The following is a 23445-nucleotide window of genomic DNA, read 5'->3' as shown; positions in this document are numbered from 1 at the left end:
TCAATAACGGTAGCGCAGGGCCACGGTGAGCGTGGGGCCGGGCGCGGGGAAGGTGGGGACGAGGTAGGCGTCGTTTTCACGGAATCGGCGGCCTTCGAGCCAGTCCTCCCTGGTCCACCGTGGCTGCAGCAGGTGCTCGGCGCGGGCTTCCAGGCTGAGCCGTTGCGCCAGTTTGCGGGTGGCGCCCAGCCCCAGGTCGTTGAAGTGCGTGCGGGCGCCGCTCACGCCACCCAGGTCGTCGAAGTACTGGTAGCTGGACCCCACCCACGACCAGCGAGCGAACAGATCCCAGTCGCCGAAAGCCGCCGAACCACGCAGTCCACCCGTGAAGAAAGGGCGTCCGATGGCGCCGCCGGTGGTGAGCTGTTTTTCCTCCGGCTGGCTCACGTTGCGGGCTTCCTGGCTGCGGGCGAAAGCCTGGATCATCCAGCCGACGGATCTGAACGACGCCGATCCCTCGATGCCCTGGACTCTCAGGTTGGTCCCGTTTTCATAGTGGCTATTCGGCCAGGGAAGCGGGACGTAATAAACCACGGTGTCGTAGGCTGTGCGTGAGGCTTCCAGCCTTGCGGACCAAGGCCCATGTTCAACCGCGGCGCCCACCTGGAGGGTCCTGCTCTTTTCGTTCTGCAGGTCGCCGAATCCTTTGCTCAAGTTGAAAGTGAGAGGGTACAAATCCGGCGTGTTATAGCTGGTTCCAAAGGAGGCGAAGACCCGGGCGTCCGGGGCCACCGACCAGTTGATGCCCAGCTTGCCGACGGTGGCGCTGCTCGATCGCTCCGGTACCGTGCTGCCATCATCGAAGCGATAGGCGATGCGATCCTTCTGGTTCCGCAGACTCGCCACGATCCGGATGGAATGCGTCAGGTCGAAGGCGCTCTCCAAACCCAGAGCGAAGTGCCTTCCTTCGGCGCGGTCGCCATTGGGCTTGGTGGAGACTTCATCATTGGCATCCAGCATCCCGCTTAATCGGAGACCCGCGGACGGTGTCCACGAAAGCATCGCGACTCCCTGGTTGCGCTGGCTGTGGTAGCGGTCCGGGTAGGCTCCATATCCAGGTTCCACGCGGTCTTGCAGGCTCTGGCCCACGCTGAATTCCGCCAGCAGTGCATCGCCGACATTCTGCCGGTAGCTTCCGATGAGCTGTTCATTGCGCAGGGTGGATTCCCGGTCCGGGCTGTAGACCTTCGTGAATTCATAATTCGGAAGCGGATAATCAGCATCGTAAGGAAGTGGCGTTCCCTGGGAATGGTTGCGGTAGGTGAGGGTCGCCAGGCCCTCTGAACCAACCTGCTGGCCGAAGTTCAATGCGGCCCCGCTGCTGCGGAAGGGGCTCGTGGTTTCGGTGCTCTGCTCCTCGCCGGCCGTGCGCAGGTCCAGCCGCACCCAACCGTTGCCCCACCCGAAAGCAGGACTCAGCCGCCCCTGCTTCACGCCTCGGGTGCCGAGGCCCAACAAGGCTTCGCCACTTAGGCCCTGCGTGGACGGGCCCGCGGAGTAGAGCGCCACCACGCCACCGTGGGTGTCGCTCCCGTAGCGCGTGGAGGCGGGCCCTGACAGGATTTCCACCCGCTCGATGCCTTCGAGGCCGATGGTGCCGAAGTCGGCGCTCAATCCGGAGGCATCGGTGATGCGGATGCCGTTCAGAAGCACCACGACATCGCGCGCGCGCGTGCCCCCCAGGTACAGGCTTGCGACGGTGCCTGGCCCTCCGTAGGCCTGGATCTGGCCTGGGAAGAACTGGGCCAGGAGATCCCCGAGGGTCTGCGCGCCGCTGCGGCGGATGGCATCTCCATCCAGCACTTTCACTGGATTCGGAGTTTTTGCCAGATCAACCGGGGCGGCTTCCGCAGTTACGGTCACCGTCGCGGCCGCGTCGGCCTTGGGTTTGGGACGATCGGCGGGTTCTACTGTCTCCGCCGATAGGTTGGCTCCAAGAGCCAGGATGAAAAGGATTCGGGTTGCCTTCATTCACGCCTCCACGCATGAATCGCGGAGGAAAGGGAGGGCTGCGCCGGGTGGGCGCGATCCCTCCGCTCCCTCGGCGGTGGTCTTGGTTCTGGATCGGTCTCCGGGCTCGCACACGGCAGGGGTCGCACGACCTCCCTGGAGTCTTCCCAGCGCGTCGCGCCAGTGGCTCCAGCCGGTCCCGGAAGATCGCCTCCGGGCCGGGCCTCCCGCGAAATGATTTGTATCGCGGGGTGCATACCGTTGCGGGGCAGCGCCGGAATCTAACCGGCTTCCCGTGCATCCAGCACACGTTGTCGGAACCAGGGTTTCAGGATCGGGGCTTTTCCGCAAGCCTGCGATCAATGCTCATGGGTGCCGGTGCGCCCCGGTGGGCATGGCGCGGTTGTGGTACCGCAGCACCGCGCGGTTGGAGCCATGGATCTCCAATTTCGAGATGCCGAAGGGCTGCCAGGCCAGGTCCAGGGCTCGCTCCAGGGGCAGCCCCATGAAATGTGAAAGGATCGCCCTCAAGGGCCCTCCGTGGGCGAAGACCAGCGTGGGCGCCTCGCCCTCGATGACCCCCTGGAAGGCCAGCAGGGCGCGGCTGGCGCAGTGGGCGAAGCTTTCGCCCCCGGGCGGCGTGCCCATCACCGGATTGGCGAAGAAGGGTTCCGAGCCTTTGATCTCGTGCCAGGGGATGCCCTCCCAGGAACCGAAATCCTGTTCGCCGAGATCGGGCAGCACCAGGGTCGGAAGGCCCAGATCCAGCGCGTGGACCCTTGCCCGCGCCAGGTCTGAGGTGAGCACCCGCTGGATGCCCGAGGCCAGCAGTTCCTGCTTGATGGCGGGCCAGGCCTGGAGCCCGGCCTCGCTCACGGGGAGGTCCAGCCGGCCCAGCGGCGCGCCAAGGCTGGATGCCTCCGTGGGGCCGTGCCTCATCAGGAAAAGGGAAATCACCAGACCATCATGGCCGGGCACGGCGCCGCTTTGTTGGCGAATCATCTGGCCCTTCGTGACACTCTAGAAGGGATGGCGACCCGGCAACCTCTTCAACCCAGTCCCAAGCTGCTCGCGCTGCAGAAGGATTTCCAGCAGATCGCCAGCATGGCGGGCTTCCTGAACTCGAATATCGAGCCGCCCCAGATGCGGCTCTTTTTCACGCTCTACGGGCGGGTCACCGCCGAGACCGAAGAGGCTGCGGCCCTGCTGCTGGGGCCGCTCCAAGCCTGGTCTGACAAAATTTCCCTGGACCTGCGGGAGGGCAGCTCCTCGGCGATCCTGCCGCCCAAGATCCAGATCAGCGCCCCGCAGCAACTGCCCGCCGGAGGGTGGTACGTGGTGTCCACCCTGAGCTTCAATTCCAAGGTCACCGACAGCAGCTACCTGCGGGTGCGCACCGCGGTGCTGCTCGCCTACCAGCGGGCCATCGCGCTCCGAGAGGGCGGGTTCAGCGCCCCGCTGCCAGAGCTTCCCGCAGAGCCAGGGCCGCCTTTGACCGATGGCTGAGGCGGGCCTTCACCTCGTCCGGCAGCTCCCCGAAGGTGCGGTCGAATCCTGAGGGAATGAAGATGGGATCGTAGCCGAAACCCCGCTGCCCGCGCGGTTCCATCGCCAGGGAGCCCTCGACGCAGGCCTCGAAAAAAAGCAGCTCGGCTTCCGGCACCGGCGCCAGGGCCAGGACGCACACGAAGCGGGAGGTCCTGCCGGCGCCCGCCGGCAGCATCCGGAGCAGCGCGCGGTTCTTCTCGTCATTCGGAAGGCCGCCCGCGAAGCGCGCGGAAAGCACGCCGGGACCGCCCCAGAGCGCATCCACGCATAGCCCCGAATCATCCGCGAGCACGGCGTCGACGTCTTCCACGCCGTGGCTCCGCCACCAGGCCCGGGCGAAGGCCGCTTTTTGGCCTGCATTGTCGCGGAAGAAAGCGCCGTCCTCGGGTATTTCCGGCGCATCCACCGGCCACGGGATCAGCTCGATGCCCGGCAGCAGCCCCGCCAATTCACGCAGCTTGCCGGGATTGCGGGAGGCGATCAGCGCCCGCATCAGCATCCCACCGCTTCGGTGTACCAGCCCCTCGCCCGTTCGGGGGTCGCGGGGCCGTGGATCAAGGCGCGGCCATCGCGGAAAAGGGTGATGTCCCAATCGCCCTCCCGGCCTTTCAGCGCCAGGGCGCTGCGTTTCCACCGCCCGCCGCGGGCCTCCAATCGGGGCTGCAGGGCGGCCAGGTCCAGGTCGCCCGGGGGATTCACGCGGATCTGCACGCCTTCCAGGCCGCAGAGCGCCGAGGCTTTCAGGGTCCAGCGGGCGTCCAGGAATTCAGTGGTCTTTTCGGTGCAGTAGCGGCAGCGGGTCCGGGGCGGACGCAGGAACTGGCGCTCGCCATCCCAGAAATTGAACCGCGCCAATTCGGCTGAAGGTTCCTTGCCGGTGAGGATTTTCAGGGCTTCCAGGGAGGCCCAGGAGGCGATCACTCCCACGGCGGGACCCAGCACGCCCGCGGTGTCGCAGGTATCCACGTCGCCGAAGGCCGGCGGCTCTTCGATGAGGCAGCGCAGGCAGGGCGTGCGGGGCGGGCAGATCGGCCACACCACGCCTTCGGCGCCGATGGCCCCGGCGTAGATCCATGGCGTGCCGGTGAGAATGGCCATGTCGTTGATGAGGAAGCGCGCTTCGAAATTGTCGGTTCCATCGCAGATCAGGTCGTAGCCTGCGAGCAGTTCCCGCGCGTTCCCGGAGGTGAGGTCCGCCACCAGGGGCCGCAGCTCGATTTCAGGATTGGCCCGGGATAGCTTCGCCGCGGCCACCTCCGCCTTGGGCCGGCCGAGATCATCTTCGGTGTAGAGCAATTGCCGCTGCAGGTTGCTGCGCTCCGCGATGTCGCGGTCGATCAGGGCCAGATGCCCCACGCCGGCGCGGGCCAGCCAGGGTGCGATGACCGAACCCAAGGCTCCGAGGCCCACGATGGCCACCCGCTTGGAGCGCAGGAGCGCATCGGCCTCAGCTCCCAGGAAAATGCGTTGTTTCGAATAACGGCTCATGGCGCCAAGCTCACGGCCTGGGGCTCACTTGATGTAGAGCTTCAGCCGGATCTCCACGGGCGAATCCCCGCTGAACAGGCTTCGGTCCAGCACCACGGGAACCTCCACGGTGCTGACATTGGGAGTGTGGGGCACGTGGATGGGGGCCGCGTCGCCCGGCAGGCCGCCACCCATGGTGGCCAGAGGGGTCTCTTCCAGCTCTTCGATCATCTCGCCCGCGGAAAGCTCTTCCACTTCCAGGGGCTTGGATTCTTCTTTGGGCGGAGGCGCGGCATCGGGCGCGGGTGCGGGCGCCGGAGCGGTCATGGCCGCCATGGCCGCGAGGGCCGGGGCTTCCACCACCCCGCCGCCATACTTGTCCGCGAGGTATTTCAGCACCAGCTTGGCGACCCCGGAGAGCGTTTCCCGCACACCCTCGCCCTTCATGGCGCAGGCCTCGTAGGTGGGCGCCTGGTAGCGGTTGATCTCCTTGTCCAGGGCATCCACCGGCAACGCATTGGGCGTGTCGCGCTTGTTCCATTGGATGACGTGGGGGATCTTCTCCAGATCCGTTCCCTGGTCCTTCAGGTTGTCGATGAGGTTCTGGAAGCTCTCCTTGTTCGTCAGCAGGGCCGGGGCTTGGGAATCCGCCACGAACACCACGGCGTCGGCGCCGCGCAGCACCAATTTCCGGGTGGCGTCATAGAACACCTGGCCGGGAACGGTATAAAGCTGGATGCGCGTTTTCATGCCGCGGATCGTGCCCAGTTCGATGGGCAGGAAATCGAAGAACAGCGTGCGGTCCGTCTGGGTGGCGAGGCTCAGCATCTTGCCGCGGCCATCGCCGGGCAGGGAATCATAGATCTTCTGGAGATTCGTGGTCTTGCCGCAGAGTCCAGGGCCGTAGTACACGATCTTGGCGGTGAGCTCTTTGGTGGCCGCATTGAAGAGGACCATGCTGCCTCCGGGTCGGGGGTTCGTTTCCGCCAGATTGGTGCAGTATATGGGCCGCGGTCAAGCCTTTGAAACAGGGCTGGAGCCGGGACCCTCCAGGGGGCTCTGATGAAAGTGCCCTTCCCCTTTGCATCCTTGCCGCAGCCCAACTACACTTCAGCGTGAAACTAAAGCTTTTCAGAGGACATCATGGCCAAACTTCTTGTGCACGAAAGTGCGGGGGTCCGTGAATTCGAGATGGTGGACAATGAAGTCCACATAGGACGGGAGTTGGACAATACCCTCCGCCTGGCGGATCCGAGCATCTCCCGCCACCATTGCGTGATCCGCCTGACCGCCAACGGCTACGAGGTGCAGGATCTGCAAAGCAGCAATGGCGTGCTGTTGAACGGCAGCAGGGTCCAGACCTCGCCCTTGAGGGACGGCGACCGGGTGACCCTCGGCCAGATCCAGATCACCTTCATGGACCCCGCCCAGGAAAACGCCACGGTGGCCGTGCAGCGCATGGAACCCCCCTCCACCGGGACCGTCCGCATGAGCCCGGACCAGATGGCGCAGGTGCACGGGACCCACGGCGTGCCTGCGGGCCCGCCTGCGGTGCCCCCGCCGCCCCCATCCCCGGCACCGCCGCCGCCCCCGGCCATGTCGCCCATCGCCACCACGCCGGCCCCCATGCAGCACATGCCCGAATCCAGGGCCCCTGAATTCGGACATTTCACCGATCCGGGCGCCGCCGCCCGGCCCGGCTCAGTCCCCCTCCCCATTTCCACCCCCGCCCGGCCCTACCCGGCGCCCACTCCGGCTCCGGTGGCCCATGGCGGCTACCACCCGGTCCCGGCGCCCCAGTCCTCGGGTTTCCTGGGCAAGTTCCTGCCGCCCATCCCCGACGATGCCCAGCCCACGGGCGAACGCGGGGATTTCGTGACCCGGCTCATCGCGGTGATCATCGACAGCGTGGTCATCATCCCCGTCATGATCGTGATGTTCATCTTCTCCTTCGTGGTAGGCATCGTGGCCAACAAGGTGCCTGCGCTCGGCATGATCGCCGGATGCCTGGGCATGATCTTTTACATCGTCGCGGTCTTCGGCTACTTCCTCTATTTCATCCCGAGATGCGTCTCCAAGCACGGCGCGACCATCGGCAAGAAGATGATGAAACTGCGCATCGTGCCCGAAGACGACCCGCACGGCCGCCTGACCTTCGGCCAGGCCCTCATCCGCCAGATCTGCCATATCGCGAATTTCACCTTCGGGTACCTGTTGATTTTCGGCGCCGAGCGCAAGGCGGTTCATGACATGATCACTAAAACCATCGTCATCAAGGTCGACCGATAGCCCGTTTCCAACCCTGGGCCTAAGCGCCCGTTCCCCGGAGGCACCATGAGCCAGAACACCATCAGCAAACCCGATGCGAATCCCGTAGTAGCCGCACTGTTGACCTGGCTGGTCTTCGGCATCGGCCACATGGTCATCAACGGCCAGCAGCGGAAATGGCTCTTCACCCTGATCGCCTGCATCATTGGCTCCATCCTCTGCCTGCTGCCCGGCGTCATCATCTCCATCCTGAGCATCATCGACGCCTACCAGACAGCCGAACGCCTGAAGAGCGGGGAAGCCATTCCCGAAAACGAATACTCCATGCCCATGCTCTTCAAGATCGTGAGCATCATCGACAAGACCGCCACCTGCTCCAAGGCCTAGGCCTCTTTATCTAGCCATCGTCAATTCAATCTGTCAGCCCTAAAGCTTGCTTGAAGAGGAATAGCCATGCTCGATGCTTACCTTCCACCGATTCCTGATGATGCCGTTCCCACCGGCCAGCGGGGTGAACTGGGCGAGCGCCTCGTGGCCACGCTCATCGACATGGTGCCCTCCATCGTGATCGCCATCGCCTTCTGGATCATCCAGATGGTGCTGGCCTTCGTGCCGCTCCTCGGCTGCATCGCCGGATGCGCGCTCACCCTCATCCACCTTGCTGTCCAGCTGGCCTACATGTTCTATTTCATCCCGTTCTGCGTTTCCAAGAACGGCGCGAGCATTGGCAAGAAAATGCAGAAGCTCCGGGTTGTGCCCTTGGGCGAACCCAATGGCCGCCTTCCCATCGGCCCCGCCATTCTGCGGCAGTTGGGCAATTTCTTCGCGCTGAACCTCATCGTCCTGGCGGTGAAGGGCGAGGAACGCATCAGCTTGAGCGACATGATCGCCAAATCCGAAGTCATCAAGGTGGACCGATAGCAACCCGCAGGAGTCCCCATGAACTATGAACCGGACAGCAACCGCGCGGCGGCCATGGAGCGGGTCAAGGCCCCGGCCATCGCCCTGATGGTGGTGGCGGGATTAAGCGTGGGCTTTTCCCTGCTGGCTTTGCTGGCCAACCTCCTAGGCACTGGTTTCAACGCCGCGAACATGGGCCGCTATGGCGGCGATCAGCAGATGTTCCAAGTGATGTCCGGCGCCGTGGGCATCATCATGGCGATTCTATGGGTCATCGTCGACGTGGTCATCTTCCTTGGCGCCATGAAAATGAAAGCGCTCCAGAGCTGGGGATTTGCGATGGCCTCCGCCATCCTCGCCATCATTCCTTGCCTCGGCGGGCATCCCTGCTGCTGCTTCCTCGGGCTTCCCGTCGGAATCTGGGCCCTCATCGTGCTCTTGAAGCCCGAAGTGAAGGCCGCCTTCCAGGTCTGACATGTTTTTTTCAATTCCGCGCCGCGCCGACGGGAAGCTCCGCTTCCCCGACGGCGCGGTTTTTTTATCGCTGATCAGCCTTGCGATCCTGGCCACAAGCTTTCTGCTTCCCGCGGCGGGCTTCCCCGGAATCGACACCTGCTCCTTCCATGCGTTCACGGGACTGTCCTGCCCGGGTTGCGGGCTCACACGGGCCTTTTGCGCCATCTCCCATGGCCAATTCCATGAAGCCTGGGGCCTGCATCCCTTTTCCTTTCCACTCTATGGCGCGGCGATGGTCGGCGCGGCCGCGCCCTGGCTGAATCGCCGCTTTCCCGCCTTGACGGGGAGGAAGGCCGCCATGACCTTCCGGGTCGGGGTCATCACGCTGGCCACAGCCATGCTCTTTTATGGTGGATGGCGCGTGAAGGCCGAGTTCGAAGCCTCCCGGGTTCAATCGAATTCCGGGATTCCCCCTGCAAGGGTGGTGGTCGAAGACCGCACCAGCTGGTGCGCCTGGACGCACTCCTCATAGCTCACCGTTATTAAAGAAGGTCTTCCCGGCCCTCCCGCTTCAACCGGTCGACGATCTGTTTCACGGACTGGGCCTTGTCGCGATGGCAGATGAGCAGTGCGTCGGGCTCGTCCACCACGATGAGGTCGCTCACGCCGCTGGCGGCGATGAGCCGGGCGCCGCCGAAGAATGCGGAGTCCTTCACATCCAGCAGGATGGCCTGGCCCTGCACCACATTGCCGTTCGCATCCGGCTCCTGGAATTCGATGGCGGCGGGCCAGGAGCCCACATCGGACCAGCGGAAATGCGTGGAGACAAGCGCCACATTCCGGGCCTTCTCCATGAGCGCCACGTCGATGGCAAGCTGCGGCAATCGCCCGTAGATGCCCGGCAGGGCTGCCTCGTCGGCGCCTTGGCGCGTCCATTCGTCCAAAGGTGCGAGCACCTCGGGGCAGTGCTGGAGCAGGCCTTCGCGCAAGTCCGCGAGCGTCCACACGAACATGCCCGCGTTCCAGTAGTGGCGGCCTGATTCGAGGTATTCCAGCGCCAGGTCCATGGGCGGTTTTTCCCGGAAGGCGAGGACCTTCTGCACCGCCCCGCCATCGCCTGCGCCCACCTCGATGTAGCCGTAGCCGGTCTCGGGATAGGTGGGCTTGATACCGAAGACCACCAGCTCCCGCTTGCGGGCGGCATGGTCCACGGCGGTTTCCACATCCTGGATGAAGGCTTCCGTGTCTCCGATCCAATGGTCGGCGCTGAGCACCACCATCACGCCTTCGGGGATCCGCCGCTCGATTTCGACCAGGCTCAAGGCCAGGCAGGGCGCGGTGTTGCGGCCCTCCGGCTCCACCAGGATGTTTTCCGGCGGCAGTTCGGGGAGCATCGCGCGGGTCTCTTCGGCCAGTTCGCGCGTGGTGACCACGAAGATGTGCCGCGGCTCGAAGAAGCCGTCCAGCCGGCGCACCGTCTGGTGGAGCAGCGATTCGGTCCCGACGATGGCCAGGAACTGCTTGGGCCGCGAGGACCGTGAACGGGGCCAGAAGCGCGTGCCCTTGCCTCCGGCCATCACGACGGCTATTTTTTGGGGTGGGTTTCGCATGATGGACCTTTATCCCGTCGGCAGTTTTCAGCGTGAGAGCACGCGCACCATGGAACTCAGTTCCCTGGGCGGTTCCGGGCGGGATTCCAGGACGTGGGAAAGCGGCCTCGCCACCATCTGTCCCGCATGGGTGCCCAGGTAGAAAGCGTCTTCGCCCGCCACGAGGCGGTTCACAGCTTCGCAACCCCAGCGGCTGCCCCAGATGCGGTCCAAGGCCGAAGGGCTGCCGCCGCGCTGGATGTGGCCCAGCACCACCACGCGCAGATCCAGGTTGTGCTCCCTTTTCAGCCGCTCGCCGATGCTGAAGGCCGCTCCGCCGCCGATGGGGTGGGCCGCTCCGGCGGATTGGTCGCCCTCGGCCACCACGACGATGGAGCTGAGCTTCCCCCGGTCCCAGTTGGCCTTGAGCTGCCGCACCAGGGTCTCGTAGTTGTCCTCTTCGCTTTCGGGGTACAGCACTGCTTCGGCGCCGCAGGCGATGGCCGTGTGCACCGCCAGCATGCCGCTGCGCCGCCCCATCACCTCGACGAGGAAGAGCCGTTCGTGGCTGGACGCGGTATCGCGGATGCGGTCGATGGCCTCCACCGCGGTGTTGAGCGCCGTGTCGAACCCGAGGGTCCGCTCGGTTCCCGGCAGATCGTTGTCAATGGTGCCGGGGATGCCCGCGCACCGGATTCCCTCGAAACGGTTCAGCAGTTCCGCGCCGGTGAACGAACCGTCCCCGCCGATGATGACCAGGGCCTCGATGCCGGCGCGGCGCAGATCCGCCGCGGCTTTCGCCCGCACCGCCGGATCGTGGAAAGCCTCGCAGCGGGCCGTGTGCAGGATGGTGCCGCCCCGCTGCAGGATATTGGCGCAGGCCCTGGAAAGCAGAGGCTTCCAGTCCTGGTTCACCAGGCCCTGGAAGCCGTTGCGGATGCCGATGACCTCGGATCCCAGCGCATCCGCCTGCCGCACCACCGCGCGGATGGCGGCGTTCATGCCTGGTGCGTCCCCGCCCGATGTGAGGAGGCCGATCCGCATCATCGGCCCGCTTGGCGCGCCCGGCACAGGTCGCGCATCAACGCTGCTTCTTCTTCCGAGGCTGCGCGGCCGCGCGGACCTTGCTCTTCGCGGCGCGGCGGCTCTTGGCGGTCCGCACCGACCGGCCCCTGCGCGCGGCCTTGCCCTTGCGCGTGTCCTTGTAGTTTGTTTCGGGGGGCGGCAGCGGGGGCGGCTCGGAGATGGTCCGGGGCACCGGGGGAAGGTCCCCTTCGGAGATGCCCAGAGCCTGGGCCCGCTGGCTCCTGGCTTTCAGCACCGGATCTTCCGGAACCTGCAAGGCGGAGGCCATTCCACCCGCCAGAACCATGACCGCCACTGTCCTAAGCATTCCCATGGGTACTCCGGAAGCCCAAATCTAACGCTACCGCCATAAGTGCGGCTGTGCCAGTGCCGGTTCCACAACCGGGTGGCCCAAGGCCGCTTGGGATAAACTGCTCCACTGGCCTTTGGCCATCCATCTGGCCTTGCCTGGTCCTAGGAGTCCCCATGCCGTCGTCCGATCAGAGCCCCATCACCGAATCCGCCTTGGAGACTTGCCTGCGGCCCTTCCCGGCCTCCGAAAAGGTGTTCGTGGATGGCAAGGCTCCGGGCGTCAGGGTCCCCATGCGGAAGATCGCCTGCCAGCCCACCCGGGACTTCGATGGAAAGCTCATCGAAAATGAATCTGTGGTGGTCTATGACACTTCGGGCCCCTACACGGATCCACGCGCCAGCATCGATGTGGCCAAAGGGCTTCCGGCCCTGCGCCAGAACTGGATCCTGGGCCGCGGCGACGTGGAGGAGCTGGCTGGAGCGACGAGCCTCTACCGTAAATTGCGCGAACGCGATGCGGATCTGGATGCCATCCGTTTCCACGCCGAACGCAAGCCCCTGCGCGCCAAGGCTGGCAGGAACGTGAGCCAGATGCACTACGCCCGGCAGGGCATCGTCACACCTGAGATGGAGTACATCGCCATCCGGGAGAACCTGGGCCTGGATGCCGCCAGCATCAAGAGCCGCATCACGCCTGAATTCGTACGGGACGAGGTGGCTCGCGGCCGCGCCATCATCCCCGCGAACATCAACCACCCGGAAATCGAGCCCATGGTCATCGGGCGCAATTTCCTGGTGAAGATCAACGCCAACATCGGCAACTCCGCGGTGACCTCCAGCATCGAGGAAGAAGTCGAAAAGATGGCCTGGGCCACCCGCTGGGGCGCGGACACGGTCATGGACCTGTCGACCGGAAAGAACATCCACGAAACCCGCGAATGGATCTTGCGAAATAGCCCGGTCCCCATCGGCACGGTGCCCATCTACCAGGCGCTGGAAAAGGTCAATGGCAAGGCCGAAGATCTCACCTGGGAGCTGTACCGCGACACGCTCATCGAGCAGGCGGAGCAGGGCGTGGACTACTTCACCATCCATGCCGGCGTGCGCCTGCGCTACGTGCCGCTCACCGCCAAGCGCGTGACGGGCATCGTGAGCCGGGGCGGTTCCATCCTCGCGAAATGGTGTCTTGCGCACCATCAGGAGAATTTCCTCTATACGCATTTCGAGGACATCTGCGACATCATGAAGGCCTACGATGTGAGCTTTTCCTTGGGCGACGGACTGCGTCCGGGCTCCATCGCCGACGCCAACGACGAAGCCCAGTTCGGCGAGCTGGAAACACTGGGCGAACTGACCAAGATCGCCTGGAAGCACGACGTGCAGGTAATGATCGAGGGGCCCGGCCATGTGCCCATGCACCTGATCCAGGAGAACATGACGAAGCAACTAGAAGTCTGCGACGAGGCGCCCTTCTACACCCTGGGGCCGCTCACCACCGACATCGCGCCGGGCTACGACCACATCACGTCGGGCATCGGCGCGGCGATGATTGGCTGGTTCGGCTGCGCCATGCTCTGCTACGTGACGCCGAAGGAGCATCTGGGGCTTCCGGACAAGAAGGACGTGAAGGACGGCGTCATCACCTACAAGATCGCCGCCCACGCCGCCGATCTCGCCAAGGGCCACCCCGGCGCCCAGGCCCGGGACAACGCGCTCTCCAAGGCCCGCTTCGAGTTCCGCTGGGAGGATCAGTTCAACCTCAGCCTGGATCCTGACACCGCGCGGGAATTCCATGACGAGACCCTTCCAGCCGAGGGCGCCAAAAACGCCCATTTCTGCTCCATGTGCGGTCCGCACTTCTGCTCCATGAGCATCACCGACGATGTGCGCCGCTACGCCGCCGAACAAGGCCTGAGCGATGATGAAGCCGTGGCCAAGGGCCTGGAGGAGATGTCGAAAGCCTTCGTGGACAAGGGCGCCGAGGTCTATCTCCAGTCCTGACCGGCCAGCGGGGTCACTGCGACACCTCGCCCTTGACCGCCGGCCCCATCAATTTCCGGATCAGCTCCACCGCGTCCGCGGTGCGGTAGGGCTTCTGCAGGAAAGCATCCGCCGCGGAGGAGGGAATCCCCGGATCCGACTCATCGAAACCGGATTCGCTGTAGCCGCTGCACAGCACGACGCGCAGCCCCGGCTTCCGCGCCCGCATGGCTTGCATCAATTCAGCGCCGCCCATGCCCGGCATGACCTTGTCCACCAGGGCGGAACGGATGATCTCCGCATTGGCCTCGAACAGTCTCAGGGCTTCCAGGCCATCCGCAGCGGTGAGCACTTCGAACCCGGCCTTCGAGAGGGCCAGGGCGGTGATGGTGCGGATGGCTTCCTCATCCTCCACCAGCAGTACGGCGCCTTGGCTTTCGTGATGGCCCTCCCCTTGCTTCCTGGGCATGGATGGCATGGCTTCGGCCGCCGGGAAGAGCAGGTTGAAGGTGGTTCCCGCGCCGGGTTTGCTGTTCACCCACATGCCTCCGTGGTGGGCCTTCACGATGCCCTGCAGGGTGGAGAGGCCGAGGCCGCGGCCCGTGGCCTTGGTGGTGAAGAAGGGATCGAAGATGCGGGGGAGGGTCGCCTCATCCATGCCGCACCCGCTGTCCTTCACGCGGAGCGACACATAGGGCCCGGGCAGCAGGTCCTGGCCCGAAAAAGCCGTTTCCAATTCCACATCCGAATACACGCGGTGGGAGGTCGTGAGGGTGATGCTGGCCTCGGCATCGCCTCCCTGCTGATTGGCTTCGATGGCTTCGGTCGCATTGAGGACCAGGTTCAGCACCACTTGCTGCATCTGCACCGGGTCGGCCTGGATGAAGGGCAAGTCCGGCGCGAGCTGCAACCGAAGGTTGACGCGCGGCGGGCGTGAGACTTCCAGCAGCTCCGTCATTTCCTCCACGATCTGGTTCAGGAGCACTTCCCGGGTCGTGAAGGCTCCTTTTCCGCTGTAGACGAGGATCTGCGTGGACAGATCCCCGGCCCGCTCCGCGCTGGTGATGGCCTTGAGCAGGTGCTCCATGGCGGGCGACCGCTCATCCGTGGCTTCGACCGCCGCATCCAGGTTCCCCAGCAGGGCGGTCAGGATGTTGTTGAAGTCGTGGGCGATGCCGCCCGCCAGCAGGCCCAGGCTCTCGAGTTTCTGGCCCTGGCGCAGCGCCGCCTCGCGCTGCCTGGCCTGGGTGAGGTCCTCGATGAGCGTGGTGGCGCCCAGGAATTCGTCCTCCGCCCCCAGAAGGGGCGCGCAATGCCAGCCGCAAATGATCGTCTGGCCGTTTTTCGCCCGGCATTCCAGGGTGCGGTGCGTGCCGGCCTTGGATCCAGCGGCCTGCTCCAGGGCTGATTCCAGGCCTGCACTGCCTCCGGGCGGAGCCAACAAATCCACCATCCCCCGGGCCAGGGCCTCCGTCTCGGTGTATCCGAAAATCCGGGCGGCCGCCGGATTCCAGGCGCGGATTTTCCGTTCCTGGTCCCATTCGATCACCGCCAGCGGCGTGTTTTCCACGTGGCTCTCGTGCCGGCGCAGGGCGTCCTCCAAGGTGAGGGTCATGCTTTTCGCGATGGCCTCGGCCCGCGCCCGGGTGGAGATGAGCGACCAGGCCAGCCCCGCCAGCAGCGAACTGATGGTGCATCCGGCGACCAGCGCCCAGAGCGGCCAGCGGTAGTCGGCGGTCTGGTCGAAGCTGGGCAAGGGGATCACCCGCCCCGCCCAGGCCCGGTCCCCCCATTTGAAGACCAATTGCCGCGCCGGCGTGGCGCCGCGATGGCCATTCAAGGAGCCCATGTTGTGCTGGTAGGCCAAGCTGCCGCGCACCGGGTGGTTGCCGCCGATGATCTGGGTCGCGAAATCCGGATCCATCTCCCGCATGACCTCGTCCATCATGGTGTCCAGGTAGATCGCCGCGGAGATCCAGCCCACATGCGCGGCCTTCCTGGCTTCGGTGGTGAAGGCCATGGTGCCGGGCTTGTACACCGGCAGCAGCAGCCCGAAGGCCGGCCGGTCGGGTTCCGTCTCGTTGAAATAAATGGGCGCGGTGATCGCGCTCATGCCGGATTCCATAGCCCGGACCGCGGCGCCGCGCTGTTCCGGGTGGATCCCGATGTCGTAGCCGACTGCGTGGGGATTCAGGAGCGCCGGTTCGGAGTACCGGATGAGGAATTTTTCGCCCGCTCCGCCTGGGACCCGCTCGATATAGGCAAGGCCTTTCACCGAAGGGTAGCGGTGGGGCAGATCCAGTTCCTCCACGAAGCGGCGCCACTCGTCCTCCGCAATCTTCTCGCGCACTTCGAAGAGCCCGCGTCCCCCGCGCAGCAGGCCCTCGTAGGTGAAGAGGTGGTCCTGCATGGACAGGTAGGTGCGCTGCACCTGCCGGTCCACCCGGGCCTGGATGCGGTCCTTGGCGTAGTGATGGCCCAGCACGGCGATGATGATCGTGAGGCCGAGGCCGCACGCGAGGATGGCGAGCGACGCGAGGACGGGATGCTCCCGCATGGCTGGCGGCGATTTTGAATACCAAGGCAGGCGCATGGACTCACATGGTTGTTTGAAGAAGTATAGAGCGGGCGGCCAGCGCCACGGACAAACGGGTTGGCGGTGGACGGCTCCTCCGATCGGAGCCATTCTTAGGGGTCCGGAGCAGCCCTTGGATCCAAATGCGACCGCCCTTCAAGACTTCCTGGACGCAGGCCGCGCCTCGTTGCGCCATCCGGCAGACCGGCGGCGGCTGGAGTTGCTCCTCGGCCGGTGGACCGACGCATGGAAAGGCAAGGAACGCGTGATGGACCTGGCCCAATCCACCCACGGGGCCTTCCTGCACTTCAACCAGTTCATCGCCGACCACTGGTGCCAGGTCTGCTATTTCCATGCGTCGCCCAAGCATGGGGTGAGCATGCGGGGGCCCGACCCTGACCGGGTCCGGAAATCGCACAAGTTCCGCCGCGGGAAGATGGACACCACCAAGCTGGACGCGCTCTTCGAAGCCTGGTCCGCCCACGGGGAGGCCCATTCCGCAGGGCTCGCCGTGGAGTTCTTCCTGGAGGAGACCTCCGACGAGGTCTGGGCAGCCTGCCTGAAATCCGTGAAAGAAATCCTGGGATGAGCCGGATGGAGCTGCGGCCCTTCGGAGTCGCCACGGCCCACACCGCCGCCGTGATCCGCGCCGTGCCCGACTCGGAATTCCACCTCTGGGATCTGCACCCCGTGCCCCACCTCAAGACCCTGCGCGAGCAGCTCGCGCATATCGCGCTCATCCGGGAGAGCATCATTTGCACCCTGACGAACCGCGATCCCGCGGCGCTGAAGCAGGTCTTCGACTCTGAACCCTGGAAAGGGGAGGGTGGCACCGCCGAGTTGATGCAGGCGTGGGATCTCCACACCCGCCGCTGCCAGATCATGCTCGCGGACCTCCACACCGCGGATCTTGGAAAGCCCTTCCAGACCGAGTTCGGAAATGTCTCGACGCCCGAAAACTACCTTCGCCTGATGCTCCTGGAAGAAACCCACCACCGCGCGCAGATGATTCAGCTTCTCCGGCTGTTCCATCTGGACACGCCCGATTTCCCCGGAAGAGCATGGGCGGAATTGAACATGTGATCCCGGTTCCGCGCGGGGACTATCCGCCGATATGGAACATTTCGACTTTGCGGGCTTTGGCGGTCCCGGCGCCGCGCTGCTCGGAATACCGGTCCTCCCTCCGTCTCCAGGCGTTCGCGATGAGGGCTCCGAGCTCCGCATCGCTGGATCCGTTACGGAGGGCTGTCTTCAAGTCCAGGCCCTGGCCCGCGAAAAGGCAGGTATAGACCGATCCCTCGGCGCTGAGGCGCGCCCGGTCGCAGCCGCCGCAGAACGCCTTCGTGACCGAGGCGATGACGCCGAATTCGCCTGATCCATCTTTGTAGCGCCAGCGCTCCACCACGCGCCCGGCCAGGGACTCTGGGATCGGCTCGATTTCTCCGAGTTCCGAGAGCTTGGCCAGCACCTCGTCGGCGGTGACCACCGCATCCAGTTTCCATCCGTTCTGCGTGCCCACATCCATGAACTCGATGAATCGCAGGATGTGCCCGGCCTTGCGGGCGAAGGCCGCCAGCTCCAGGATCTCCCCGTCGTTGAGGCCCCGCTGCAGCACGCAATTGAGTTTGATGGGCCCGAATCCCGCGGCCTGGGCGGCCTCGAGCCCTGCGAGGACGCGGGAAAGCGGAATCTCGGAATCCGAGAGCATCCTGAAGCGGGCGGGATCCAGGGTGTCGAGGCTCACGGTCAGCCGGTGCAGGCCCGCGGCTTTCAAAGCCATCGCCAGTTCGGGCAGAAGCACGCCGTTGCTGGTGAGGGCCAGGTCTTCGACGCCGGAAATCCGCGCGAGGCGCGCCACCAGGTCAGGGAGCCCTTTCCTCAGCAGCGGCTCGCCGCCCGTGAGCCGCACCTTGCGCACACCCTGGGCCACGAAGATCGCCGCCAGCCGCTCGATCTCCTCGAACCGGAGGATCTCCTTCCGGTCCAGGAAGGGATAGTCCGCCCCGAAGACCTCCCGTGGCATGCAGTAGGGGCAGCGGAAATTGCACCGGTCGGTCACCGAGATGCGCAGGGCCCGCAACGGGCGGGATAGGGTGTCCGTCAAAACCATGGATACCAGAATAGGCGCTGACAAGCGCCGCCATTCGCGCAAACATGGAGGATTCGGATGAGTTGCTGCCATGGCCTTGTTTTCCAGGTTCTTTAAAAACGCCGAGGAGGCTCCCCGCCCCGAGCTGGGGGACCTGCTGGCGGAGCGTTCGCTGCCTTCAGATCTGCCCGGGCTGGCGGAGCTCATCAAGGATTTCGCTCACTTCAGCTCGCAGGAGCGTGTGGCCTGCCTGGATGCGGTGGCCGAGCTTCACCGGGCGGGCGTCGCGCTGCCTGAACCATGGAAGTTCGCCCAGTACGAGGTGCTGCCGGAACTGGTGCCGCACTGGCTGGGCGATCGCGAAGCCTTCTTCCACCGGCCCTTCTGCGAGGGCCTCACCCTGCGGGTCCGCATCGGCGACCACCGGCTCACCAAGGCCTGGGCCGTGCTCTTCGAAACCAGCATGGACGAAATCCTCGACCAGGCCCTGTACAACCTCCGCGAGAAGGCCAAGGGCGCGAGCTTCGACCGCCTGCCCAGCGGCATCTACCAGAGCGCTTTCCGCCATCCTTTCGCGGGGCCGTCCGCGCTGCTGCTGCTGCCGGAATTCTGGGACCACCTATTTCCGGGCCAGAACCATTTTCTGGCCGTCCCGACCCCGGACACCCTCCTGGTGGCGCCGCAAGTGCTTCTGCCCAAGCTCCTGGAAGCCACCACGAAGATCATCGGCACCGCCGATCGGGTGCTGCTGGCGACCCTGCTGACCCAGGTGGAAAAGAAGCTGGTGGTGGCCAACATGCAGGATCCCCACCCCATCGCCCAGCCGCAACGGGAGCTCCGCCAATTGGATCTGCTGCAGGCGCTGCGGGCCCAGGATGGCGATCTCGACCCGGCCGTGGAGGGCATGGCCAGGCCCATGCAGCTAGGCACCCTGCGGAACAGCCAGGGCCGCACGATGACCTACGCCACCTGGACCGAAGGCAGCGCCATCGCTTTGCCCGAGGTGGATCTCATCGCCTTCGTGCGGGCTGATGGAGAGCCCCTGGGCATCTACTTCCGCCCGACCCTGCCCCGCATCCACGAGCTGCGCGGCACGGTGATTCCGATCTGGGGTCCGCGCCGCAGCCGTTTCGAGGGATTCCCCACCGCGGAGCAGCTGGGACGGCTGGAAGTCTTCGCCACCGCCGAGCAGATGAAGGCCATGGGCCAGGATAAGGCCGCCAAGCCCGCCCCGAAACCCACCACCCCCGCCGCGGCCAATGCTCTCCAGACCCAGAACGCACTGCCCGCGAATCTCCGAGGAGCCTCCCTCGGCGTCCAGGGCGACGATTAGGGCCCGTTACGCCTTGGCCAGCGCTTTCCTGGCCAAGGTGTTACGGGCCCTTATGTCGGCCGCCGGCGACGTGGTGGATCATTTTGTTCAAGATCATAGGAGGGGATTCCGGCCTTTTCCGATGAGCCGCCCGGGGGACGAGATGGACAGTTTCAAACAACGGATCTTCCATCCAACTTCGCTCCTCGCCTTTGTGTTCTGGACAGCGGCCTTGTTCGGCCAGGAGGTGCCTGCTCCGGCCCTGAGCGTCGTGAAAGTGGTGGCCGATCAGGGCCATGGTTCCCTGCGCCAGGGCAGCGGGGTGATGGTGGGTCCGGGCCTCGTGGCCACCAACGCCCATGTCACCGCGGGAGCGCTGAGCGTGAGCATCCTCTCCGGCCCGCAGACCTGGCAGGTGCAATCCCGCAAGGAAGATCTGCGTCGGGATTTGAGCCTGCTGGCGGTGCCCGGCCTTTCGGTGCCCGTGGCGCCGCCGGCTCCGGCTGCGCCCAGCCTGGGCCAGCCCGTCACTGCCATCGGGTTCCCCTCCGGACAGGGTCCCAAGGTTTCGGCCGGGCGGATCACCGGCCTCTGGGCCTACCTTGGCGCCGAGGTGGTGCAAAGCGATGCCCCCACCGCCCCAGGATCCAGCGGCGGAGGACTCTTCGACGCCCAGGGGCGCCTGCTGGGTCTGACCACCTTCATCTTCGCCCAAAGCCGTGCCATCCATTTCTCGGTGCCCGTGCGCTGGATCCGGGATCTGATGGATGACCCAATGGCCCGGGCGGCTACCACAGCCATCGCGCCCGACCTGCAGATGCCCGGCTTCCTCGACACGCTGGCCTCCAATCCGGCCAACCAGCCCGCCTGGGATGCCTTCACGCGGATCTGGGTGCAGAATTCGCCGGGCGATCCCGATGCCTGGTTTGCCTATGCGAATTCACTGGAACCGGGCCGGGAACCACAGCGCATCCAGGAGCGCATCGCGGCCTACGGCCGGGCCCTGGAGTTGAGAAGCGAATCGCCGAAGGCCTGGAACAACCTGGGCGCAAGCCTGGGCCTGGTCAACCGTTTCCCGGAAGCCGAAGCTGCCTTCCGCCAGGCCCTGGCCCTCAGCCCGCGCTACGGCTTGGCTTTGCTCAATCTCGGCGCGCTTCTGTTGGATATGCGGCGCTCTGCGGAAGCCGCCGAAACCCTGGCCCAAGGTCTGGAGCAGCTGCCTGACAATGCCGAAGGCTGGGAGCATCTGGGAGAGGCGTGGCTGAGCCTCGGCCGGCCCGCAGAAGCAGTCCGCCACTACCGCACAGCCCTCGGGCTCAGTCCATTCCGGACCGAGTGGTGGGCCGATCTGGCCCGCGCCTGCGACAAGGCCCACGATGAACCCGGGGTGCAGCAGGCCCTCGGCAGGCTGTCGGCGTTGGATGCGTCGCAGGCCAGGACGCTGGCGAAGGAGTTGAAACGACAGGCGGTCCGTTAAGGCGCCGAATGCAAAGCTTGGTCCTGGGAGGCGGGATCAATTCCCGTTGATCTTCAGCCCCAGCTTTTCGCGGATCTGGGCTTCGACTTCGTCGGCGAGTTCAGGGTTGTCGAGGAAGAGCTTTTTCACGTTCTCGGCGCCCTGGCCCAGGCGCGAGTCCTTGTAGCTGTACCAGGAGCCGCTCTTCTGGATGATCTCCAGCTGGGTGCCCAGCTCCACCAGCTCGGAGGTGCGGCTGATGCCTTCGCCGTACATGATGTCGAAGGTGGCGACCTTGAGCGGCGGGGCGACCTTGTTCTTGACCACCTTCACCTTGGTCTTTTTGCCGATGACCGAGCTGTCCTCGTCCTTGGCGGCCACCAGCGGATCGCCGGTGTTGCCCTTGATGCTCTGGATGCTCCGCACGTCCAACCGAACGGAGGCGTAGAATTTCAGCGCGTTGCCGCCGGTGGTGGTCTCGGGGCTGCCGAACATCACGCCGATCTTCATGCGGATCTGGTTGATGAAGACCACGCAGGTGTTGGTCTTCGAGATGGTGCCGGTCATCTTGCGCAGCGCCTGGCTCATGAGCCGCGCCTGCAGGCCCACGTGGCTGTCGCCCATTTCGCCGTCGATCTCGGCCTTCGGCACCAGGGCCGCCACGGAATCAATGACGATGATGTCCAGGGCGCCGCTGCGCACCAGCTGGTCGCAGATTTCCAGGGCCTGCTCGCCGCTGTCGGGCTGGCTGATGAAGAGGTTGTCCACATCCACGCCCAGCTTGCGTGCATATTCGGGATCCAGGGCGTGTTCGGCATCGATGATCGCTGCCAGGCCGCCTTTCTTCTGGGCCTGGGCCACCATGTGGAGGGCCAGGGTGGTCTTGCCGCTGGCCTCCGGTCCATAGATTTCGACCACGCGGCCCTTGGGGACGCCGCCCACGCCGAGGGCCGAGTCCAGGCTGATGGATCCCGTGGAGATGACTTCGATGCCCTCGGCGGTGGACATGCGGTCGCCGAGCTTCATGATGGAACCCTTGCCGAAGGCCCGCTCGATGTCGGCCAAGGTGCGGTTGAGGACTTTCAGGCGATCGTCTTGTTCGGTGCTGGCGGCCATGGGCGCTCCTGCGGGGCAAAAATGAAGTATGAATGAACCGGTTCCGCTCGGAACCGCTGCGAGGGGTATTGAAAAGACAGCCGTGTGGCGGGTGGCGCTGGCGACTCCGGTGGTGCGATGGGACAAGAATGGAGCAAAAAGCGAAAAAAACAAGAAATTTTTTCTGCCCAGGCCCCCCCCCTCGCTAACCGCCCTTCAGCACCACCTTCCGCCCACGCCAGGTGTTCACGCCGCGGACCCGGTCCCAGAACGCCCAGAGCATCCCGACGCAAAGGATCAACCCATTCACGGGCCAGAAGACCCAGATCCAGTCCATGGGTTTCCCGGTGATGCGCTGGGAGGCGTCGCCGGCGATGGCCGGGGTGAGCAGCCAGAGAAGGAGCCCCAGCACGGGATGCCCCGCGAGGGGCAGCCACAGCGGCGACAGGTAGCCCGCCAGCAGCAGCGGCACCAAGGCGGGAATGAACCACCAGCCCGGCAAGGCCGCAGTGTTCTTGCGCATGCCGCGGCAGAGGTCCGCCAGGCCCCGGTACATGCGCAGGTGCAGCATGGGACCGCCGCAGGCCATCCGGTTGACGTAGCCCGCCTGCTTGATCCTGCGCGCCAGCATCATGTCGTCGACGGCTTCCAGCGGTGCCGCGGCATGCCCCCCCACCGCGTCGTAGACGCTGCGTCTGAGCAAGGTGAATGCACCGATGCCCGCGAAGGCCGGATGCCGGGGATTCGGCACCTGGTGCGGCGGCACCAGCACCAGGAAACCGGGCACCGCCAGGGGCACCGCGATCCGCTCCAGGACTCCCACGGCATCCGCCGCGAAGATCAAGGCCAGGATGTCGGCCGGCCGGGCCTCCAGATAGGCGAAGGCTTGGCTCAGCAGCCCAGGCGCCGCATGCACATCCGCGTCCACGAAGAGCAGCCATTCGGCGCGCAGAGCCTCGGGCTGCTGGACGGCGAGGTGCAGCGCATGGTTCTTGCCCAGCCAGCCCGACGGCAGCGAATCGTTGCGCAACACCCGGAGGCGGCCGGGATTCCGTTCTGATCTTTCCTGCAAAATCCCGGACGTGCCATCGCTGGAGCCATCATCCACCACGAGGATGAAGAGGTCCGGATAGTCCTGGGCCAGCCAGGAATCCAGGGCCGGCCCGATTTCATCGGCCTCGTTCCGGGCCGGCATGCAGAGGCAGACCGGGCCGTGGGAGCGGGCATCGGGCGGAGCGTCCGGAAGATGATCCAGCCTGGCCGCGTTATGGCGCAGCACGCCGAGCATGCCCAACCACCCGCCGCCGACGATCCAAGCTGTCCAGGCCAATGAATGCATCCTAAGAGCGTGTTTCAGAATGAAACGGTGCCGCGACGGAGGTC

22 protein-coding genes, 1 pseudogene and 1 riboswitch are annotated in these 23445 nt (G+C 65.3%); of the genes and pseudogenes, 11 read left to right on the top strand and 12 right to left on the bottom strand.

Going from position 1 to position 23445, the window contains the following annotated elements:
• Both IPQ13_11075 and IPQ13_11070 read right to left on the bottom strand, forming a co-directional pair.
• On the bottom strand, positions 1 to 1971 hold the full coding sequence (locus IPQ13_11075; protein MBL0211433.1) for a TonB-dependent receptor: 1971 nt from the start codon (positions 1969 to 1971) through the stop codon (positions 1 to 3).
• Positions 1972 to 2044: 73 nt separating this feature from the next.
• Positions 2045 to 2289: riboswitch (cobalamin riboswitch) on the bottom strand.
• A gap of 27 nt (positions 2290 to 2316) precedes the next feature.
• Complete coding sequence (locus tag IPQ13_11070) at positions 2317 to 2952, bottom strand: histidine phosphatase family protein (protein ID MBL0211432.1); 636 nt, start codon at positions 2950 to 2952, stop codon at positions 2317 to 2319.
• Positions 2953 to 2979: 27 nt separating this feature from the next.
• On the opposite strand from IPQ13_11070, the gene IPQ13_11065 reads away from it, so the two are divergent.
• The gene (locus tag IPQ13_11065) at positions 2980 to 3456 is read left to right on the top strand and encodes a hypothetical protein (protein MBL0211431.1); all 477 of its coding nucleotides are present in this window, start codon (positions 2980 to 2982) and stop codon (positions 3454 to 3456) included.
• On the opposite strand, the gene IPQ13_11060 is transcribed toward IPQ13_11065, so the two are convergent.
• The 3 genes and pseudogenes from IPQ13_11060 to IPQ13_11050 form a co-directional block, all read right to left on the bottom strand.
• A complete protein-coding gene (locus tag IPQ13_11060) occupies positions 3398 to 3991 on the bottom strand; it encodes a non-canonical purine NTP pyrophosphatase (GenBank protein ID MBL0211430.1) in 594 nt (197 codons plus the stop codon). The two genes, IPQ13_11065 and IPQ13_11060, sit on opposite strands and share 59 nt — an antisense overlap.
• Positions 3991 to 4986, bottom strand: coding sequence for a ThiF family adenylyltransferase (locus IPQ13_11055; GenBank protein MBL0211429.1), 996 nt, complete (start codon positions 4984 to 4986; stop codon positions 3991 to 3993). The genes IPQ13_11060 and IPQ13_11055 overlap by 1 nt, the downstream gene beginning before the upstream one ends.
• A gap of 372 nt (positions 4987 to 5358) precedes the next feature.
• A pseudogene (locus IPQ13_11050) lies at positions 5359 to 5922 on the bottom strand (gliding-motility protein MglA).
• A 186-nt stretch (positions 5923 to 6108) separates the two neighbouring features.
• Between IPQ13_11050 and IPQ13_11045 the strand changes: the two are divergent.
• The 5 genes from IPQ13_11045 to IPQ13_11025 all read left to right on the top strand — a co-directional run bounded on the left by IPQ13_11045 (position 6109) and on the right by IPQ13_11025 (position 9121).
• Complete coding sequence (locus IPQ13_11045; protein MBL0211428.1) at positions 6109 to 7254, top strand: FHA domain-containing protein; 1146 nt, start codon at positions 6109 to 6111, stop codon at positions 7252 to 7254.
• A 45-nt stretch (positions 7255 to 7299) separates the two neighbouring features.
• The gene (locus tag IPQ13_11040) at positions 7300 to 7620 is read left to right on the top strand and encodes a hypothetical protein (GenBank protein ID MBL0211427.1); all 321 of its coding nucleotides are present in this window, start codon (positions 7300 to 7302) and stop codon (positions 7618 to 7620) included.
• A 66-nt stretch (positions 7621 to 7686) separates the two neighbouring features.
• The gene (locus IPQ13_11035) at positions 7687 to 8154 is read left to right on the top strand and encodes an RDD family protein (GenBank protein ID MBL0211426.1); all 468 of its coding nucleotides are present in this window, start codon (positions 7687 to 7689) and stop codon (positions 8152 to 8154) included.
• A gap of 18 nt (positions 8155 to 8172) precedes the next feature.
• Entirely contained in the window at positions 8173 to 8607 is a 435-nt protein-coding gene (locus IPQ13_11030) for a hypothetical protein (GenBank protein MBL0211425.1), read from the top strand.
• Position 8608: 1 nt separating this feature from the next.
• Positions 8609 to 9121 carry a DUF2752 domain-containing protein gene (locus IPQ13_11025; protein ID MBL0211424.1) on the top strand — a complete coding sequence of 171 codons (513 nt, stop codon included), beginning with the start codon at positions 8609 to 8611 and terminating at the stop codon, positions 9119 to 9121.
• Positions 9122 to 9131: 10 nt separating this feature from the next.
• On the opposite strand, the gene IPQ13_11020 is transcribed toward IPQ13_11025, so the two are convergent.
• Genes IPQ13_11020 through IPQ13_11010 form a run of 3 tightly spaced genes read right to left on the bottom strand, consistent with a single transcriptional unit; the run spans position 9132 to position 11577 of the window.
• The gene (locus tag IPQ13_11020) at positions 9132 to 10199 is read right to left on the bottom strand and encodes a mannose-1-phosphate guanylyltransferase (GenBank protein ID MBL0211423.1); all 1068 of its coding nucleotides are present in this window, start codon (positions 10197 to 10199) and stop codon (positions 9132 to 9134) included.
• Positions 10200 to 10226: 27 nt separating this feature from the next.
• Positions 10227 to 11225 carry a 6-phosphofructokinase gene (gene pfkA, locus IPQ13_11015; GenBank protein ID MBL0211422.1) on the bottom strand — a complete coding sequence of 333 codons (999 nt, stop codon included), beginning with the start codon at positions 11223 to 11225 and terminating at the stop codon, positions 10227 to 10229.
• Positions 11226 to 11259: 34 nt separating this feature from the next.
• Complete coding sequence (locus tag IPQ13_11010; protein ID MBL0211421.1) at positions 11260 to 11577, bottom strand: hypothetical protein; 318 nt, start codon at positions 11575 to 11577, stop codon at positions 11260 to 11262.
• Positions 11578 to 11729: 152 nt separating this feature from the next.
• Here IPQ13_11010 and thiC point away from each other — a divergent pair, with 152 nt between their 5' ends.
• Positions 11730 to 13556, top strand: coding sequence for a phosphomethylpyrimidine synthase ThiC (gene thiC / locus IPQ13_11005; GenBank protein MBL0211420.1), 1827 nt, complete (start codon positions 11730 to 11732; stop codon positions 13554 to 13556).
• 13 nt (positions 13557 to 13569) lie between these two features.
• On the opposite strand, the gene IPQ13_11000 is transcribed toward thiC, so the two are convergent.
• The gene (locus IPQ13_11000; GenBank protein ID MBL0211419.1) at positions 13570 to 16128 is read right to left on the bottom strand and encodes a CHASE domain-containing protein; all 2559 of its coding nucleotides are present in this window, start codon (positions 16126 to 16128) and stop codon (positions 13570 to 13572) included.
• 115 nt (positions 16129 to 16243) lie between these two features.
• Between IPQ13_11000 and IPQ13_10995 the strand changes: the two genes are divergently transcribed.
• Positions 16244 to 16699 carry a hypothetical protein gene (locus IPQ13_10995; GenBank protein MBL0211418.1) on the top strand — a complete coding sequence of 152 codons (456 nt, stop codon included), beginning with the start codon at positions 16244 to 16246 and terminating at the stop codon, positions 16697 to 16699.
• Positions 16696 to 17193 carry a DinB family protein gene (locus tag IPQ13_10990; protein MBL0211417.1) on the top strand — a complete coding sequence of 166 codons (498 nt, stop codon included), beginning with the start codon at positions 16696 to 16698 and terminating at the stop codon, positions 17191 to 17193. Before IPQ13_10995 ends, IPQ13_10990 begins: the two co-directional genes overlap by 4 nt.
• A gap of 19 nt (positions 17194 to 17212) precedes the next feature.
• On the opposite strand, the gene moaA is transcribed toward IPQ13_10990, so the two are convergent.
• A complete protein-coding gene (moaA, locus tag IPQ13_10985; GenBank protein ID MBL0211416.1) occupies positions 17213 to 18220 on the bottom strand; it encodes a GTP 3',8-cyclase MoaA in 1008 nt (335 codons plus the stop codon).
• Between the two features lie 70 nt (positions 18221 to 18290).
• On the opposite strand from moaA, the gene IPQ13_10980 reads away from it, so the two are divergent.
• A complete protein-coding gene (locus tag IPQ13_10980; GenBank protein ID MBL0211415.1) occupies positions 18291 to 19532 on the top strand; it encodes a hypothetical protein in 1242 nt (413 codons plus the stop codon).
• A gap of 142 nt (positions 19533 to 19674) precedes the next feature.
• A complete protein-coding gene (locus IPQ13_10975; GenBank protein MBL0211414.1) occupies positions 19675 to 20988 on the top strand; it encodes a serine protease in 1314 nt (437 codons plus the stop codon).
• Positions 20989 to 21024: 36 nt separating this feature from the next.
• Here the strand turns inward: IPQ13_10975 and recA are convergent, their stop codons facing one another.
• The gene (recA, locus tag IPQ13_10970) at positions 21025 to 22083 is read right to left on the bottom strand and encodes a recombinase RecA (GenBank protein MBL0211413.1); all 1059 of its coding nucleotides are present in this window, start codon (positions 22081 to 22083) and stop codon (positions 21025 to 21027) included.
• A gap of 184 nt (positions 22084 to 22267) precedes the next feature.
• Positions 22268 to 23392 (bottom strand): glycosyltransferase, encoded by a 1125-nt coding sequence (locus IPQ13_10965; GenBank protein ID MBL0211412.1) that lies wholly within the window; start codon positions 23390 to 23392, stop codon positions 22268 to 22270.
• Positions 23393 to 23445: the final 53 nt, after the last annotated feature.

It is taken from the genome of Holophagaceae bacterium, from assembly GCA_016720465.1.
Taxonomy (GTDB): domain Bacteria; phylum Acidobacteriota; class Holophagae; order Holophagales; family Holophagaceae; genus JANXPB01.
The sequence above is the reverse complement of the archived record's forward strand: the minus strand, read 5'-3'. Positions and strand labels throughout refer to the sequence as shown.